14 protein-coding genes are annotated in these 16,064 nt (G+C 68.9%); 4 read left to right on the top strand and 10 right to left on the bottom strand.

Annotated elements, in window-relative coordinates; translation table 11 throughout:
- Positions 1 to 64 precede the first annotated feature (64 nt).
- Positions 65 to 391: a nuclear transport factor 2 family protein gene (locus Q0C12_RS04345; protein ID WP_290886674.1), complete on the top strand. Its 327-nt coding sequence runs from the start codon at positions 65 to 67 to the stop codon at positions 389 to 391.
- 87 nt (positions 392 to 478) lie between these two features.
- Here the strand turns inward: Q0C12_RS04345 and acnA are convergent, their stop codons facing one another.
- From acnA to Q0C12_RS04325, 4 genes are all read right to left on the bottom strand, one after another.
- A complete protein-coding gene (gene acnA, locus Q0C12_RS04340) occupies positions 479 to 3,229 on the bottom strand; it encodes an aconitate hydratase AcnA (protein WP_290886671.1) in 2,751 nt (916 codons plus the stop codon).
- 119 nt (positions 3,230 to 3,348) lie between these two features.
- Entirely contained in the window at positions 3,349 to 3,960 is a 612-nt protein-coding gene (hflD, locus tag Q0C12_RS04335; protein ID WP_290886668.1) for a high frequency lysogenization protein HflD, read from the bottom strand.
- The gene (mnmA, locus tag Q0C12_RS04330) at positions 3,957 to 5,072 is read right to left on the bottom strand and encodes a tRNA 2-thiouridine(34) synthase MnmA (RefSeq protein ID WP_290886665.1); all 1,116 of its coding nucleotides are present in this window, start codon (positions 5,070 to 5,072) and stop codon (positions 3,957 to 3,959) included. The genes hflD and mnmA overlap by 4 nt, the downstream gene beginning before the upstream one ends.
- On the bottom strand, positions 5,069 to 5,533 hold the full coding sequence (locus Q0C12_RS04325; protein WP_290886663.1) for an NUDIX hydrolase: 465 nt from the start codon (positions 5,531 to 5,533) through the stop codon (positions 5,069 to 5,071). Before Q0C12_RS04325 ends, mnmA begins: the two co-directional genes overlap by 4 nt.
- Positions 5,534 to 5,733: 200 nt before the next feature.
- Here Q0C12_RS04325 and clpS point away from each other — a divergent pair, with 200 nt between their 5' ends.
- Complete coding sequence (clpS, locus tag Q0C12_RS04320; protein WP_290886660.1) at positions 5,734 to 6,060, top strand: ATP-dependent Clp protease adapter ClpS; 327 nt, start codon at positions 5,734 to 5,736, stop codon at positions 6,058 to 6,060.
- 39 nt (positions 6,061 to 6,099) lie between these two features.
- On the top strand, positions 6,100 to 8,376 hold the full coding sequence (gene clpA, locus Q0C12_RS04315) for an ATP-dependent Clp protease ATP-binding subunit ClpA (RefSeq protein WP_290886657.1): 2,277 nt from the start codon (positions 6,100 to 6,102) through the stop codon (positions 8,374 to 8,376).
- A gap of 90 nt (positions 8,377 to 8,466) precedes the next feature.
- Here clpA and Q0C12_RS04310 read toward each other — a convergent pair whose 3' ends face one another.
- The 6 genes from Q0C12_RS04310 to trxB form a co-directional block, all read right to left on the bottom strand.
- The gene (locus tag Q0C12_RS04310; RefSeq protein ID WP_290886654.1) at positions 8,467 to 9,273 is read right to left on the bottom strand and encodes a PIG-L family deacetylase; all 807 of its coding nucleotides are present in this window, start codon (positions 9,271 to 9,273) and stop codon (positions 8,467 to 8,469) included.
- Positions 9,264 to 10,070 (bottom strand): hypothetical protein, encoded by an 807-nt coding sequence (locus Q0C12_RS04305; RefSeq protein WP_290886651.1) that lies wholly within the window; start codon positions 10,068 to 10,070, stop codon positions 9,264 to 9,266. Before Q0C12_RS04305 ends, Q0C12_RS04310 begins: the two co-directional genes overlap by 10 nt.
- A 154-nt stretch (positions 10,071 to 10,224) precedes the next feature.
- Positions 10,225 to 10,443, bottom strand: a complete 219-nt coding sequence (gene infA / locus Q0C12_RS04300) for a translation initiation factor IF-1 (RefSeq protein WP_034211033.1) — start codon at positions 10,441 to 10,443, stop codon at positions 10,225 to 10,227.
- An 80-nt stretch (positions 10,444 to 10,523) separates the two neighbouring features.
- Complete coding sequence (gene aat / locus Q0C12_RS04295) at positions 10,524 to 11,270, bottom strand: leucyl/phenylalanyl-tRNA--protein transferase (RefSeq protein ID WP_290886648.1); 747 nt, start codon at positions 11,268 to 11,270, stop codon at positions 10,524 to 10,526.
- Positions 11,239 to 12,390: a GNAT family N-acetyltransferase gene (locus tag Q0C12_RS04290; RefSeq protein ID WP_290886645.1), complete on the bottom strand. Its 1,152-nt coding sequence runs from the start codon at positions 12,388 to 12,390 to the stop codon at positions 11,239 to 11,241. The genes aat and Q0C12_RS04290 overlap by 32 nt, the downstream gene beginning before the upstream one ends.
- A 119-nt stretch (positions 12,391 to 12,509) precedes the next feature.
- A complete protein-coding gene (trxB, locus tag Q0C12_RS04285; RefSeq protein WP_290886642.1) occupies positions 12,510 to 13,463 on the bottom strand; it encodes a thioredoxin-disulfide reductase in 954 nt (317 codons plus the stop codon).
- 203 nt (positions 13,464 to 13,666) lie between these two features.
- Here trxB and Q0C12_RS04280 point away from each other — a divergent pair, with 203 nt between their 5' ends.
- Positions 13,667 to 16,003 (top strand): DNA translocase FtsK, encoded by a 2,337-nt coding sequence (locus Q0C12_RS04280; protein ID WP_290886725.1) that lies wholly within the window; start codon positions 13,667 to 13,669, stop codon positions 16,001 to 16,003.
- The last annotated feature ends 61 nt before the right edge of the window (positions 16,004 to 16,064 follow it).

The following is a 16,064-nucleotide window of genomic DNA, read 5'->3' as shown; positions in this document are numbered from 1 at the left end:
CGTGCTGGTGGCGGGGTGCTCCCGGACCCCGCCCGAGGAGGCGCTTCGGGCCACCATTGCTTCGATGGAGGCGGCCGCCGAGGGCCGCGACGCGGAGGCGCTGGTGGAGGCCTTCGCCGAGGATTTCGCCGGGCCGGGCAACATGGACCGGGACCAGTTCCGGCGCTATGTCGCCCTCGTCTGGCTGCGCAACCGCGAGGTCGGGGTGACGCTCGGGCCCTTGGACGTCGAGCTGGTGGGCGAGCGCGCCCGCGTGGAGTTCACCGCGGCTACCGCCGGTGGCGACGGCTTCCTGCCCGACAGCGCACAGGTGTATCGCGTCCGGACCGGCTGGCGGCTGGACGGCGGCGAGTGGCGGCTGATCTCCGCCGAGTGGGAAGAGGCCCTGTAGCCCTGGAAAAAATGTAGGAGGGCCTTCAGTCCCGAAGCTTTCCGACGAAAGGCTTCGGGACTGAAGTCCCTCCTGCAGGAGGCGCGGTCAGGCGGCCTTGCGGCTGGCCAGCTGGCGCAGTACGTAGTGCAGGATGCCGCCGTGGCGGAAGTACTCGACTTCCTTGGGCGTCAGCAGCAGCACCTGCACCTGGAAGCGCAGCTCGGTGCCATCCGGGCGCTTGGCCACCACGGTGGCCAGCTTGGCGGCGCCGTCCTCGAGGCCGGTGACCGACACCACCTCGTCGCCCTTCAGGCCCAGCGTCTGTGCGTTCTGGCCCTCCAGGAACTGGCAGGGCAGCACGCCCATGCCGACCAGGTTGGAGCGGTGGATGCGCTCGAAGCTCTCGGCCACGACCGCCTTGACGCCCAGCAGGTTGGTGCCCTTGGCCGCCCAGTCGCGCGACGAGCCGGTGCCGTATTCCTTGCCGGCGAACACCACCAGCGGCACGCCCTCGGCCTTGTACCTCATGGCCGCGTCGTAGATCGCCAGCTTCTCGCCCGACGGGTAGTGGATGGTGTTGCCGCCCTCCTCGCCGCCCAGCATCAGGTTCTTGATGCGGATGTTGGCGAAGGTGCCGCGCACCATCACGTCGTCGTTGCCGCGGCGCGAACCGTAGCTGTTGAAGTCGGCCGGCTGCACGCCGCGCGCCTGCAGGAACTTGCCCGCGGGCGAGCTGGCCTTGATGTTGCCGGCCGGGCTGATGTGGTCGGTGGTGATCGAGTCGCCGAACACGCCCATCACGCGCGCGCCGTTGATGTCGGCGATGCTGCCCACCGACATCTGCATGCCGTCGAAGTAGGGCGGGTTCTTGATGTAGGTGGACGCATCGTCCCAGGCGAACTTGGCGCCGTCCGGCGAGGCGATCTGGTTCCAGCGGGTGTCGCCGGCGAACACGTTGGCGTAGTTGGCCTTGAACATCTCCGGGCCGACGGTGCGCGCGATGAAGTCGCCGATTTCCTTGTTGGTCGGCCAGATGTCCTTCAGGTACACCGGCTGGCCGTCCTTGCCCGTGCCCAGCGGCTCGGTGCTGAGGTCGATGTCGGTGGTGCCGGCGATGGCGTAGGCGACCACCAGCGGCGGCGAGGCCAGGTAGTTCATCTTCACTTCGGCGTGCACGCGGCCCTCGAAGTTGCGGTTGCCCGAGAGCACCGAGGTGACCACCAGGTCGTTTTCGGCGATGCCCTTGGAGACTTCCTCGGGCAACGGGCCAGAGTTGCCGATGCAGGTGGTGCAGCCGTAGCCGACCACGTGGAAGCCCAGCTGCTCGAGGTCGTCGAGCACGCCGGCCTTCTTGAGGTAATCGGTGACCACCAGCGAGCCCGGGCCCAGCGAGGTCTTCACCCACGGCGCGGTGGTGAGGCCCTTGGCGACCGCGTTGCGCGCCAGCAGGCCGGCGCCCAGCATCACCGCCGGGTTCGAGGTGTTGGTGCAGGAGGTGATGGCGGCGATCACCACCGAGCCGTCGGTCAGGTGCGCGTCCTGGTCCTTGATGCGGATCTTTGACTTCGGCTTGGACGCGAGCTTGTCGGCTTGCTCCTGATGGCCGCCTTCGGAATCCATGCGCGCCACGTCGCCGTTCTTCGACTTGCGGTTGGCGGTGAGCGCGCCGAGGTTGGCGTTGAAGTTGGCCTTCATGTCGGTCAGCAGCACGCGGTCCTGCGGGCGCTTCGGGCCGGCCAGGGAGGGCAGCACTTCGGACATGTCCAGCTGCAGCACGGCGCTGTACTCGGCCTCCGGCTGGCCCGGGGTGCGCCACAGGCCCTGGGCCTGGGCATAGGCCTTCACCAGCGCGACCTGCTCGTCGCTGCGGCCGGAGAGGCGCAGGTAGTTCAGCGATTCCTCGTCCACCGGGAAGATGCCGCAGGTGGCGCCGTATTCCGGGGCCATGTTGGCGATGGTGGCGCGGTCGGCCAGCGGCAGGTGGTCCAGGCCGTCGCCGAAGAACTCGACGAACTTGCCGACCACGCCGTGCTTGCGCAGCATCTGGGTCACCGTGAGCACCAGGTCGGTGGCGGTGGCGCCCTCGGGCAGCTTGCCGGTGAGGCGGAAGCCAACGACCTGCGGGATCAGCATCGAGCTCGGCTGGCCCAGCATCGCGGCCTCGGCCTCGATGCCGCCGACGCCCCAGCCCAGCACGCCGATGCCGTTGATCATGGTGGTGTGCGAGTCGGTGCCGAACACGGTGTCCGGGAAGGCGTACTTCACGCCGTCGATCTCGCGCTCCATCACCACGCGCGCCAGGTGCTCGAGGTTGACCTGGTGGACGATGCCGGTGTTGGGCGGCACCACCTTGAAGTTGTCGAAGGCCTTCTGGCCCCAGCGCAGGAAGCTGTAGCGCTCCTGGTTGCGCTCGAACTCGATCTTGCCGTTGAGGTCGAGCGCCTCGGGCTTGCCGAACACGTCCACCTGCACCGAGTGGTCGATGACCAGCTCGGACGGGATCAGCGGGTTGATCTGGTCGGCGTTGCCGCCGAGCTTGACCACGGCGTCGCGCATCGCGGCCAGGTCGACCACGCAGGGCACGCCGGTGAAGTCCTGCAGCACCACGCGCGCCGGCATGAAGGCGATTTCGGTGTCCGGCTCCGCCTTCGCGTCCCAGTTGGCCACGGCCTCGATGTGCTCCTTGCCGACGGTCATGCCGCCGTCCTCGCAGCGCAGCAGGTTCTCGAGCAGGATCTTCATCGAGTACGGCAGGCGCTTGAGGTCGAAGCGCTGGCCCAGCTTGGCCAGGCTGAAGAAGGTGTAGGACGTGCCGTTGACGGCCAATTGGTCGCGGGTGGCGAAGGAGTCGCTCATGGACAGGCTCCGGGGCTTGGAAGAGGGGCTGGGAGTGGCGCGCAAGGCAGCCGCGTCAGCCCCGTATTATGCCCCAAACCATACCCCGCCGTCCGCTCCGGGGACGGCGCGGCGCTCGCTCAGCGCGTGCCGCCGAGCCAGTCGCTGGCCGCCTGCACCATCGCGCGGCGGCCGAACAGGAAGTCCCAGTAGCTGCCGCCGAGCTGGCGCCACAGCACCGCGGCGCGCAGCGCGGCGAGCAGGGTGGCGCGCACTTCGCCAACCAGGTCGGGCTGGCCCAGGTAGACCGGATTGCCCTGTACCAGCACGCGCGGGCCCACCGGGCTGACTTCCTTGGCGTAGAGCTCGCCCAGCCGGGCCAGCACGGTCGCGTGGGTCGGACCGAAATGCTCGCGCTGGCGGCCAATCTGCTCCAGGCCGTCGTGCACGGCCTGGGGCGCGGAACCGTGGCGCATGAAGCTGCGCTCGAGGTGCAGCACCGTCATGGCCATGCGGGTCAGGGCCGGGTCGCGGCCGGTGCCACCCTCCAGCTGGCCGATGAGGCGGCGCAGGCCGGGCGCCAGGTTGGCCGCGCCGTCGTACACCGCCTCCGGCGACTCGGCGTCGAACCGGAACAGGCTTTCGATGCAGGCCGACAGCGGCGCTGATTCGGCCTGGCCGGTCTGGGCCATCTGCTGTACGAGCTGCACGGCCTGGAGCAGGCCGGCAAGGGCTAGGGCGCGATCCTTCATGCGTCGGGGGTCTTCATTTCGATCGTGGGGGCATCGGTGCGGGCGATCACCGCACCGCCCAGGCATTCTTCGCCACGGTACAGGACCAGGGATTGTCCCGGCGTGACCGCGCGCTGCGGGACGGCGAAGGCTACGGAAAGCGACAAGTCCGCGTCCACCCGCACCTCGCAGGTCTGGTCGGGCTGGCGGTAGCGCGTCTTGGCCGTGCATTGGAACGGCCCGGCCGGCGGCGCGCCGGCGATCCAGTGCGCGGGCTCGGTCCAAAGCCGGGTGGACAGCAGCCAGGGGCTGTCCGTGCCCTGGTCCACGAACAGCACATTGCGCGCCACGTCCTTGCCAACCACGAACCACGGTGCCGCCGGCCGGCCGCGCACGCCGCCGACCTGCAGGCCCTCGCGCTGGCCCAGCGTGTAGTACCAGACGCCCGAATGCCGCCCGACCACCGCGCCGTCCACGCTGCGGATCTCACCCGGCTGCGCCGGCAGGTACTGGCCAAGGAACTCGCGGAAGTCGCGCTCGCCGATGAAGCAGATGCCAGTGGAATCCTTCTTCTTCGCCGTGGGCAGGCCGGCCTCGGCCGCCAGGCGCCGGACCTCGGACTTCGGCAGGTCGCCGACCGGGAACAGGGTCGCCGCCAGCTGGTCCTGGCCCAGCTGGTGCAGGAAGTAACTCTGGTCCTTGTCCTGGTCGACGCCGCGCAGCAGCTGCCAGCGGCCGTCGCGGTGGGCGACGCGGGCATAGTGGCCGGTGGCGATCTTCTCCGCGCCCAGGGCCCGGGCTTCGTCGAGGAAGGTCTTGAACTTGATCTCGCGGTTGCACAACACGTCCGGGTTGGGCGTGCGCCCGGCGCGGTACTCGGCCAGGAAGTGCTCGAACACGCCCGCCCAGTACTCCCGGGCGAAGTTGCGCGCGTGGAAGGGAATGCCGAGCCGGCCGGCGATGCCGAGCGCGTCGCGCCGGTCGTCTTCCGCGCGGCAGCCGGAATCGCCCTCTTCATCCCAGTTCTGCATGAACAGCCCGCCGATCGACTCGCCCTGCCGCTGCAGCAGCAGCGCGGCGACCGAGGAATCGACGCCGCCGGACAGGCCGACGATGACGCGCGCGGGGCTCATGCGGTGTGGTTCAGGACCTGCAGCGGGAACCGGCGGCCGGCCAGGAAGTCCTCGACCACCTGCCACACCAGCGGGCTGCGGTGGCGCGCCGACTCGGCCGCCAGTTCGGCCGGGGTCAGCCACAGCGCCTGCAGGATGCCGTCGTCCAGCGGCCGCTCCGGGTAGTGACGCAGCGGCTCGGCGGCGAAGGCCATGCGCAGGAAATGGCGGCCGTCGGCCGGTGCCTTCCACTGGTAGGCGCCGATGAAGGCCGTCAGGGTGACGTCCCACCCGGTTTCCTCGAGCGTTTCGCGGCGGGCGGCTTCAAGCAGGCTTTCGTCGGGCTCGAGGTGGCCGGCGGGCTGGTTGATCACGCGCTCGCCGCGCACCTGCTCCTCCACCACCAACAGCCGGCCTTCGCGCACCACCACGGTGGCGACGGTGACGTCGGGCTGCCAGAAGCGACCGCTGCGATAGCTCAAGGCGCGCCCTCGCCGGTCGCGACGGGTGGGCGGGCGGGCAGGGCGACGACGTGGCGGGCGGCGCGCAGGCGCATCGGACTTCCTTGGGCAAGGGGGCCGGCGAACCGGCGAGGCCATTGTCGGCGCAAAGGCCGTGTGGCGTCCACGCCGTGATGACGGTCTTGCCGCCGCGCCCACCCGCCCCGATTTATACTGCTGGCATGCCCCAAGACCCCCATCCCGAACACGGACACGAACGCGGCCTCGCCATCGAGGCCTCGCGCCCGGAAGTCCTGCGCCCGCCGCTCTACCAGGTGCTGCTGCTGAACGACGATTTCACGCCCATGGACTTCGTGGTCGAGGTCCTGCAGACCTTCTTCGCCATGAACCGGGAGAAGGCCACCCAGGTCATGCTCCAGGTGCACACCCGCGGCAAGGGCGTTTGCGGTGTCTACACGCGCGAGGTGGCTGAATCGAAGGTGACGCAAGTCAACGACTTTTCCCGGGAACACCAGCACCCCCTGTTGTGCACCATGGAAAAGACCTAGGCTGGCCCCATAACGGAGCAAACGTTCCGGAGACGCCCCATGTTCAGCAAGGACCTCGAGTACACCATCGGCCAGTGCTACAAGCAGGCCCGCGAAGCCCGCCATGAGTTCATGACGGTCGAGCACCTGCTGCTGGCCCTGCTGGACAACCCCTCGGCGGCCGGCGTGCTCAAGGCCTGCGGCGCCGACCAGCCGAAGCTGGCCACGGGGCTGCGCCAGATCATCGCCGACACCGTGCCGGTGCTGCCGGCCGACGACCCGCGCGACACCCAGCCCACGCTGGGCTTCCAGCGCGTGCTGCAGCGCGCCGTCTACCACGTGCAGTCCTCGGGCAAGAAGGAAGTCACCGGCGCGAACGTGCTGGTGGCGATCTTCGGCGAGAAAGACTCGCACGCCGTGTATTTCCTCAACCAGCAGGAAATCACCCGCCTCGACGTGGTCAATTACCTCTCGCACGGCATCGCCAAGATCGGCGACGGCCCCGAGGAGAAGCCGGCGCCGGAAGCCAAGCCCGAGGGCGAGGAGGGCGGCGAGGCCAAGGGCAACCCGCTGCAGGAGTTCGCCGCCAACCTCAACGAGCTGGCGAAGGAAGGCAAGATCGATCCGCTGATCGGCCGCGAGGACGAGGTCGAGCGCACCATCCAGGTGCTCTGCCGCCGCCGCAAGAACAACCCGCTCTACGTCGGCGAAGCCGGCGTGGGCAAGACCGCGCTGGCCGAGGGACTGGCCTGGCGCATCGTGGAGGGCCGCGTGCCGGCCGTGCTCAAGGACGCTGTCATCTACTCGCTCGACCTGGGCGCGCTGGTGGCCGGCACCAAGTACCGCGGCGACTTCGAGAAGCGGCTGAAGGCCGTCATCCAGCAGATTAAAAAGGAGCCGGGCGCGATCCTGTTCGTGGACGAGATCCACACCATCATCGGCGCCGGCTCGGCCTCGGGCGGCACCATGGATGCGTCCAACCTGATCAAGCCGGTGCTGCAGAACGGCGAGCTGCGCTGCATCGGCTCGACCACGTTCCAGGAATACCGCGGCGTGTTCGAGAAGGACCGCGCGCTGGCCCGCCGCTTCCAGAAGATCGACGTGGTCGAGCCGACCATCGCCGAGGCGGTGGCCATTCTCAACGGCCTCAAGACCCGCTTCGAGGCCCACCACGACGTCGAGTACGCCTCCGACGCCATCCAGGCCGCGGTCGACCTCTCGGTGAAGCACATCAACGACCGCCTGCTGCCCGACAAGGCCATCGACGTGATCGACGAGGCCGGCGCCCGCCAGCGCCTGCTCGACGCCGACAAGCGCAAGCAGGTGGTGGACGTCGAGGAAATCGAGCTGATCGTCTCGAAGATGGCCCGCATCCCGGCCAAGCAGGTCAGCGCCTCCGACAAGGACGTGCTGCAGAACCTCGAGCGCAACCTGAAGATGGTGATCTTCGGCCAGGATCCGTCGATCGAGACCCTGGTCTCGGCGATCAAGCTCGCGCGCTCGGGCCTGGCCAATCCCGACAAGCCGATCGGCAACTTCCTGTTCGCCGGCCCCACCGGCGTGGGCAAGACCGAGGTCACCAAGCAGCTGGCGATGCAGCTGGGCATCGAGCTGGTGCGCTTCGACATGTCCGAGTACATGGAGTCGCATTCGGTCAGCCGCCTGATCGGCGCGCCCCCGGGCTACGTCGGCTTCGACCAGGGCGGCCTGCTGACCGAGAAGATCGTGAAGACGCCGCACTGCGTGCTGCTGCTCGACGAGATCGAGAAGGCACACCCGGACGTGTTCAACATCCTGCTGCAGGTCATGGACCGCGGCGTGCTCACCGACACCAACGGGCGCGAGGCCAACTTCCGCAACGTGGTGCTGGTGATGACCACCAATGCCGGTGCCTCGCAGGCGGCCCGCCGCACGATGGGCTTCGTCGAGCAGAACCACACCAGCGACGCGATGGAGGTGATCCGCAAGGCCTTCACGCCGGAGTTCCGCAACCGCCTGGATGCCATCATCCAGTTCGGTGCGCTGGGCATGGACCACATCCTGCGCGTGGTGGACAAGTTCCTGATCGAACTCGAGGCGCAGCTGCACGAGAAGCACGTGAGCCTGTCGGCCACGCCCGAGGCGCGGCAGTGGCTGGCCGAGCACGGCTTCGACCCGCAGATGGGCGCGCGCCCGATGGCCCGCCTGCTGCAGGACAAGATCAAGCGCCCGCTCGCCGACGAACTGCTGTTCGGCCAGCTGGCCAACGGCGGCAAGGTCACCGTGGACGTCAAGGACGGCGACCTGGTGGTCATCACCCAGCCCGAGCCCGAGAAGCTGCTGCCCGCCACCGTCTGAGTCCTGTGCCATCGGCTGGAACGCGGTGCCCGCCCGTCGAGGCGGGCATCGTCGTTTTGGGCGACGGCTGCCGTGATCCTCTCGCCAGGGTCAGAGCTCGTCGCGCACGTGGCCCGCATCGATGCGGTCCGCCCGGAACCGACGGAAGTACACCACGTTGTCCGCGGCGGCGGCTCCCGCCACCTGGGCATCCATCTCCTCCTTGGTGAACTGGCTGGCGTAACAGCGTGCCGCCGCGAAGGATTTTTCCTCGTCCTCGTCGCTGAACCGTGCGACCGCGCCGAGGTAGGCGGGATCGACATGGGCCAGGCTGTCGTCGTCGAGCACTTGTTCGCGCCGCCACGCGAAATGGTAGAGCGGGTACTGCTCGACCAGCCCATCCCTGAGCAAAAGCTCCGTCAGTGCAGCCGAGGCCACGATATGTTCCGGGTGGCCGTACTCGCCGTCGGGCCCGAAGGTCAGGAGCACGTCCGGGCGCGTGGTGGCGAGTTCCTTCGCCAGCAGTTCCAGCAGCTGCTTCCGGCCCTCCAGGTAGCGCCTGACGCCATTCCTGGTATCGAGGCGGTCGATGGAAAGGAAGACCGGCGGGGGAATGCCCAGTGCTTTCGCCGCGCAGCGGGACTCGTCACGGCGGACCGCGCCGAGGGCGTCGCCTTCGGGGATCGACGTCGCGAGCGGGGAGTACTTGCCATCCGTGGCGATGACCAGCCGGACGTGGTGCCCTTCGCGCGCCAGGCGCGCCAGGACGCCGCCGATGATGTTCTCGTCGTCGGGGTGGGCCACGACCATCAGGTAGGTTTTGGCAGGCGCCTTGGCGGACGGGGGTTCGACTGCCATGGCCCGTGTCGCAAGCACGAGCAGGCAGGCAGCCAGGAGCAGCCGCGTCTTCAGGGGCATGGCGGCTGCACGGCCCGGGCGGGCCTCAGGCCCGTGGCCAACAGCAGGGCCAGCATCGCCACGAGGCTGCCTGCGAAGGTACAGGGCTGGCTCATCGAGGCCACGCCTTCGGTGAGCCCGTCGATCCATCCCTGCCTGGCCAGCAGGAAACGGATCATTTCGTTCAAAGGGAAGAAAAGGGCGGCCAGCAGCAGGGGCCAGCCGTTACGGACGTCCCTGGCGACGAAAAGCAGGCCTACCGCCAGGCAGGCGACCTGGCCCGTGATGCCGGCCTGTGCGAACCGATGGAAGGTCTCCGGGCCCTCGATCCGGTACGCGGGAACGAAGGCTATGAGCGTGAAGAACAGCGCGATGCCAAGGAACAACATCGCCGTGCCCAGCAACAGTGCGCCGTGCAGTTTGCGGCGTTTGCGCAGCGCGAACGCCAGCACGAGCAGCAGCCCCAGCTCGAGGGTCACCCCCACGTTCTGCACGATCATGAAATCGCCGCGTCCCGACGCCAGGCCTTTCTGCGCGGAGTGAACGCTCAGCAGCGCGGTGCTGGCGAACAGCAGGGGTCCCATCAACAGCACGGCGAGGCCCAGCGTTCGATGGCTGCGGAAGTCCTTCTTCGCCACCAGCACCCACTGGAAGGCCAGCAGCGCTAACCAGGAGAAATTAACCAGGACGTGGAAATGGTGGTGCGCGTCCGGTCGGGCATCGGCGCCGAAGTACAGGCTCCAGAACCCGGCCACGCTCATGAGGACGACCGCGGCCAGGAACCCGAACTCGAGCCGGTAGGAAGGGACGGTCTTCATGTTCGCGTGCTGCCCGGCGGCCCGTGTCGCAAACAGCAACGGCGGCGGAGGTGCGGAGCGGACAGCGGCCAGGGCGCCCGGCAAAACAAAACGGCGGCCATGGGCCGCCGTCGGGTGGGGATGTCGCTTCGGGCCCGGGGGCCCGCCTGCCGGCTTACTTCATGCGGTAGGTGATGCGGCCCTTGGTGAGGTCGTAGGGGGTCATCTCGACCTTGACCTTGTCGCCGGTGAGGATGCGGATGTAGTTCTTGCGCATGCGGCCGGAGATGTGGGCGGTGATGACGTGGCCGTTCTCGAGCTTGACCCGGAACATGGTGTTCGGAAGGGTCTCGAGCACCGTGCCTTCGAATTCGATGGAATCGTCTTTGGACATTCTTGGTTTCGCTGGACGGGGAAGCCGGCCTTGGAAGCCGCGCATTCTGCCATGCCCTTGCCGGGCTTGCAAAAATTTGGTTAATCGCGGGCCGCGTCGGCCAGGGCCGAGGCCGGGAAAACCCCGTTCCCCGGGGCCCAGAGGCCCGCGGGGCGCGGTTCGGCCGCCAGCCGGGCCACCTCGGCCAGGAAGGCAGGGCGGGGCAGGCGCCGCCCGCCCAGCGAGGCCAGGTGCGGGTTCTCCACCTGGGCATCGAGCAGCGGGCAGCCGGCCCGGGCCAGGATCCTGCACAGCCCGGCCAGCGCGACCTTGGAGCCGCCCGACACGGCACTGAACATGCTTTCCCCGAAGAACATGCGGCCGATGCCGACGCCGTAGATGCCGCCCACCAGCCGCCGCCCGTCGTAGACCTCGACCGAATGCGCGTGGCCCAGGCGGTGCAGTTCGCCGTAGGCATCCATCATTTCCTGCGTGATCCAGGTGCCGTCCTGCCCGGGCCGCGGCGCCAGCGCGCAGGCCAGCACGACACGGTCGAAGGCGGTGTCCGCGCGGACCTCCCAGGCGCTGCCGCGCAGCGTTCGCCGAAAGCGCGAGGCCAGGCGGAAGGCCGCGGTGTCGAACACCATGCGCGGGTCCGGGCACCACCACAGGATCGGCTCGCCCTCGGAGAACCACGGGAAGACGCCGTGCCGGTAGGCGTTGAGCAGCCGCGCCGGCGACAGGTCGCCGCCCATGGCCAGCAGCCCGTTCGGCACCCGGTGCGCGCCGTCCGCGGGCGGGAAGGGGGCGTCGGGGTCAGCCGGCAGCAGCGGCAGTCGGATCGGCATCGCGGTAAGGGCTGTGGGCCAGGACGGACTGCCGATAGCTTGCCGTGCCCGCGCGCTCCTGTGCGCACCATTCGCCGATCGCCCGGGAGAACTCCGGGTCGGCCAGCCAGTGGTGGCTGTGCGTGGCCACGGGTAGGAAGCCGCGCGCGACCTTGTGCTCGCCCTGGGCGCCGGGTTCGAACACCTGCAGGCCTTCGCGCAGGCAGTAGTCGATGCCCTGGTAGTAGCAGGTCTCGAAATGCAGGCCGGGCGCCGGCACCGGCTCGCTGCTGCCCCAGTAGCGGCCGTACAGCGTGTCGCCGCCGCGCAGGCAGAGCGCGCCGGCCACGGCCTCGCCCCCGCGCTCGGCCAGGAACAGCACCAGCTGCCGCGGCATCACCTTGGCCAGTTGGCGGAAGAACTCCAGCGTCAGTGCCGGATGGTTGCCGTAGTCGCCGAAGGTGCGGCAGTAGAAGAAGTGCATCGCCGCCAGGTCGTCGTCGCTGGCTTCGTCGCCATGCACCGTGCGGAAGGTGTAGCCAGCCCGCCGCACCTTGTCGCGCTCCTGGCGCAGGTTCTTGCGCTTCTTGGGCTGCAGCGCGGCCAGGAAAGCGTCGAAGTCCGGCCAGCCCCGGTTGCGCCAGTGGAACTGCACGTCCTCGCGCGCCAGCCAGTCGCCATCGAAGGCCACCGACTCCCCCGCCGGATGGAAGTTGACGTGGATCGATGACAGCCCGTCCCGCCGCGCCCGCGCCGCCATCGCGTCCAGCAGGGCCCGGCGGTCGCCGTCGTCGCGGGCCAGCAGGCGCGGGCCGGTGACGGGCGAGTAGGGCACGCCGACCAGCCACTTCGGGAAATACTCGCGGCCGAACCGCGCATAGGCGTTGGCCCAGGCGTGGTCGAACACGAACTCGCCGTGCGAGTTGGTCTTCAGGTAGCCCGGCGCCGCCGCCACCAGGTCGCCGTCGCGCCAGAGCGTGGCGTGCCGCGGCGTCCAGCCCCAGCGCGGGCGCAGGCAGCCCTCGCGCTCCATTCCGGAGAGGAAGGCGTGTTCGACGAAGGGATTGCGGCGATCATGCAGCGCATCCCACGCGGCGGCGGGGATCTCGTCGAGCGTGGCGTGCAGGCGCAATTCGGGCATGCCGCCAGCTTACGCGAGGCCTGCGTGACGCCACTGTAGGAGGGACTTCAGTCCCGAAGCATTTTTGGCAAAGAGCTTCGGGACTGAAGTCCCCCCTACAAGGAGCGGGAGGGCGGGGCTCAGCCTTCCTTGTCGAGGAACTTCTCGGCGTCGAGGGCGGCCATGCAGCCGAAGCCCGCGGAGGTGATGGCCTGGCGGTAGACCTGGTCGGCCACGTCGCCGGCGGCGAACACGCCCGGCACCGAGGTGGCCGTGGCGTTGCCCTCCAGGCCCGACTTGATGGTCAGGTAGCCGTTGCGCATCTCCAGCTGGCCCTCGAACAGCGAGGTGTTGGGCGTGTGGCCGATGGCCACGAAGAAGCCCTGGACCGCGATCTCGCGGGTGGACTCGTCCTTGGTCGAGCGGATGCGCATGCCCGTGACGCCGGAGTCGTCGCCCAGCACCTCGTCCACCGAATGGTCCCAGATGATCTCGACCTTGCCGGCCTGGGCCTTGGCGAACAGCTTGTCCTGCAGGATCTTCTCGGAGCGCAGCTTGTCGCGGCGGTGCACCAGGTACACCTTGCGGGCGATGTTGGACAGGTACAGCGCCTCCTCGACCGCGGTGTTGCCGCCGCCGATCACCGCCACGTCCTGGTCGCGGAAGAAAAAGCCGTCGCAGGTGGCGCAGGCCGACACGCCCTTGCCCATGAACCGCTGCTCGGAGGGCAGGCCCAGGTACTTGGCGCTGGCGCCGGTGGCGATGATCAGGCCGTCGGCGGTGTACTCACCGCTATCGCCCACCAGGCGGAAGGGCCGGCGGCCCAGCTCCACGGTGTGGATGTGGTCGAAGATGATCTCGGTCTCGAAGCGCTCGGCGTGGGCCTGCATGCGCGCCATCAGGTCCGGGCCCATCAGGCCGTGGGCGTCGCCCGGCCAGTTGTCGACCTCGGTGGTGGTCATCAGCTGGCCGCCCTGCTGCAGGCCCGTGACCAGGACCGGCTTGAGGTTGGCGCGGGCGGCGTAGACGGCGGCGGAGTAGCCGGCCGGGCCGGAGCCAAGGATGAGGAGGCGGCAGTGCTTGGGGGCGGTCATGTATGATTCTTCGTCCGTTGAAGGGGCTGCGCGGCGACGGCGCCGGCAGGCGTCCGGGGCGATTCGCGCAAGTGGGCTAGCTTGGCGGCCGGGGCAGGGCAAATCAAGGCAAGACCCCGGGCCTGTGTGTTGCGGCGGGGGGCCGTGAAGGCACGGGCCAGTCCGCGTGAATTACTGTATAAACAGCCGTCTATAAAGATTTCCTGAGGTCTTTTCTCTCAGTGGCGCGATCCCCAGACCGTAGCACCACCGCCGGCCTCGACCGCCGCCAGAAACTCTGGCGCGAGCTCGCGCTGGTCGCCATTTCCCCGCTGCTGCTGTATCTGCTGGCCAGCCTGCTCAGCTACCACACGGACGATCCGGGCTGGTCGCGCACCGGCAGCGTCACCGGGCCGCTGCACAATTTCGGCGGCCTGGTCGGCGCCTACCTGGCCGACCTGGCCTTCTGGTTCTTCGGCTACGTGGCCTACACCATCCCGCTGGTGCTGGGCGGCATCGCCTGGATCGCGCTGTTCGGGCTCGATTCCGACGGCGATGGCCGGGTGGATTTCGGACCGGCGCTGCGGCTGATCGGCATCGTGGGTTTCCTGGTCAGCGCCTGCGGCCTGGCCCATACCCTGGGCGGCTCCGCGCCCAGCCTGCCGGCGGAATCGGGGGGCCTGCTTGGCCAGGTCGTCGGCTCGTCCATGCGCGGCGTGTTCGGCGGCATGGGCGGCAACCTGTTCCTGCTGGCGCTGGTGCTGATGTCGGTCACGCTGGCCACCGGCCTGAGCTGGTTCGCGCTGATGGACTGGATTGGCGGCAGGGTGCTGGCGTTGTTCGGTCGCCTGGGCGAGGGCACCCGCCAGGCCGCCGAGTGGCAGCGCGCCCGGGCGATGCGCGAAGAGCGCGAAGTGGTGCGCAAGGTCGAGACGGTCAAGCGCGCCAAGCGCGAGCCGGTTTACATCGAGCCGCCGCCGAAACCCGTGATCGAGAAATCCGAGCGGGCCCAGCGCGAGCAGCAGATCCCGCTGTTCAACGCCGGCGGCGGCGAGGGCCTGCCGCCGCTGTCGCTGCTGGACGATCCGAAGGAGCAGCCCAAGGGTTATTCCGAGGAAACCCTCGAGACCCTGTCGCGCCAGATCGAGTTCAAGCTCAAGGATTTCCGCGTGGAAGTGCAGGTGGTCGGCGCCTATCCCGGCCCGGTCATCACCCGCTTCGAGATGGAGCCGGCGCCAGGCGTCAAGGGCAGCCAGATCAGCTCGCTCGACAAGGACATCGCCCGCGGCCTGAGCGTGAAGTCGGTGCGCGTGGTGGACGTGATCCCGGGCAAGTCGGTGGTGGGCCTGGAAATCCCGAATTCGCACCGCGAGACGATCTACCTCAGCGAGATCCTGCGCTCGAAGGAATACGACAAGGTGGCCTCGCCGCTGGCGATGGCCTTGGGCAAGGACATCGCCGGGCGGCCGATCGTGGTCGACCTGGCGCGCATGCCGCACCTGCTGGTGGCCGGCACCACTGGCTCGGGCAAGTCGGTGGGCGTGAACGCCATGGTGCTGAGCCTGCTGTACAAGAGCACCGCCAAGGAAGTGCGGATGCTGATGATCGACCCGAAGATGCTCGAGCTCTCGGTGTACCAGAACATCCCGCACCTGCTGGCGCCCGTGGTCACCGACATGAAGGAGGCCGCCAATGGCCTTCGCTGGTGCGTGGCCGAGATGGAGCGGCGCTACAAGCTGATGAGCGCCGTGGGCGTCCGCAACCTCGCGGGCTTCAACCGCAAGGTGAAGGACGCGCGCGACGCCGGCCAGCCGCTGATGGACCCGTTGTTCCGCCCGAACCCGGACCTGGGCGAGGCGCCGCGGGTGCTGGAGGAGCTGCCCTTCATCGTCGTGTTCATCGACGAGTTCGCCGACATGATGATGATCGTCGGCAAGAAGGTGGAGGAGCTGATCGCCCGCCTGGCGCAGAAGGCCCGCGCCGCCGGCATCCATTTGATCCTGGCCACGCAGCGGCCGTCGGTGGACGTGATCACCGGCCTGATCAAGGCCAACATCCCGACCCGCATCGCCTTCCAGGTCTCGAGCAAGATCGACTCGCGCACCATCCTTGACCAGTCCGGCGCGGAGACGCTGCTGGGCAACGGCGACATGCTCTACCTGCCGCCGGGCACCGCCATGCCCGAGCGCGTGCACGGCGCCTTCGTCAGCGACGACGAGGTGCATCGGGTCGTCGCGCACCTGCGCGCGAACGGCGGCGGCCCCGACTACATCGAGGGCGTGCTGGAGGAAGTGCAGACCATGGGCGACGGCGTCGTGGTCGGCCCCGGCGGCCTGCCCGAGGCCAGCAGCTCGGGCGACGAGTCCGACCCGCTGTACGACGAGGCGGTGAAGGTGGTCACCGAGACCCGCCGCGCCTCCATCTCCGGCGTGCAGCGCCGCCTGAAGATCGGCTACAACCGCGCCGCCCGCCTGATCGAAGCCATGGAGGCCGCCGGCATCGTCTCGGGCCCCGAGCACAACGGCGACCGCACCGTCATCGCCCCGCCGCCGCCCCGCTGAACCGCGGGGTCAGGTTCGGAACCTGACCCCGTTTCGTGCCGTTCAGCCGGCGTCGGCCAGA

The organism is Arenimonas sp., from assembly GCF_022842045.1.
In the GTDB taxonomy this organism is placed as follows: Bacteria; Pseudomonadota; Gammaproteobacteria; order Xanthomonadales; family Xanthomonadaceae; genus Arenimonas.
The sequence above is the reverse complement of the archived record's forward strand: the minus strand, read 5'-3'. Positions and strand labels throughout refer to the sequence as shown.

Excerpts from the sequence above, each read along its gene's own strand:
- infA (WP_034211033.1), bottom strand. The coding sequence starts at position 10,443 with ATGTCCAAAGACGATTCCATCGAATTCGAAGGCACGGTGCTCGAGACC.
- Q0C12_RS04345 (WP_290886674.1), top strand. The coding sequence starts at position 65 with ATGGAGGCGGCCGCCGAGGGCCGCGACGCGGAGGCGCTGGTGGAGGCC.
- aat (WP_290886648.1), bottom strand. The coding sequence starts at position 11,270 with ATGCCGATCCGACTGCCGCTGCTGCCGGCTGACCCCGACGCCCCCTTC.
- acnA (WP_290886671.1), bottom strand. The coding sequence starts at position 3,229 with ATGAGCGACTCCTTCGCCACCCGCGACCAATTGGCCGTCAACGGCACG.
- hflD (WP_290886668.1), bottom strand. The coding sequence starts at position 3,960 with ATGAAGGATCGCGCCCTAGCCCTTGCCGGCCTGCTCCAGGCCGTGCAG.
- clpA (WP_290886657.1), top strand. The coding sequence starts at position 6,100 with ATGTTCAGCAAGGACCTCGAGTACACCATCGGCCAGTGCTACAAGCAG.
- Q0C12_RS04290 (WP_290886645.1), bottom strand. The coding sequence starts at position 12,390 with ATGCCCGAATTGCGCCTGCACGCCACGCTCGACGAGATCCCCGCCGCC.
- trxB (WP_290886642.1), bottom strand. The coding sequence starts at position 13,463 with ATGACCGCCCCCAAGCACTGCCGCCTCCTCATCCTTGGCTCCGGCCCG.
- clpS (WP_290886660.1), top strand. The coding sequence starts at position 5,734 with ATGCCCCAAGACCCCCATCCCGAACACGGACACGAACGCGGCCTCGCC.
- Q0C12_RS04310 (WP_290886654.1), bottom strand. The coding sequence starts at position 9,273 with ATGCCCCTGAAGACGCGGCTGCTCCTGGCTGCCTGCCTGCTCGTGCTT.
- mnmA (WP_290886665.1), bottom strand. The coding sequence starts at position 5,072 with ATGAGCCCCGCGCGCGTCATCGTCGGCCTGTCCGGCGGCGTCGATTCC.
- Q0C12_RS04305 (WP_290886651.1), bottom strand. The coding sequence starts at position 10,070 with ATGAAGACCGTCCCTTCCTACCGGCTCGAGTTCGGGTTCCTGGCCGCG.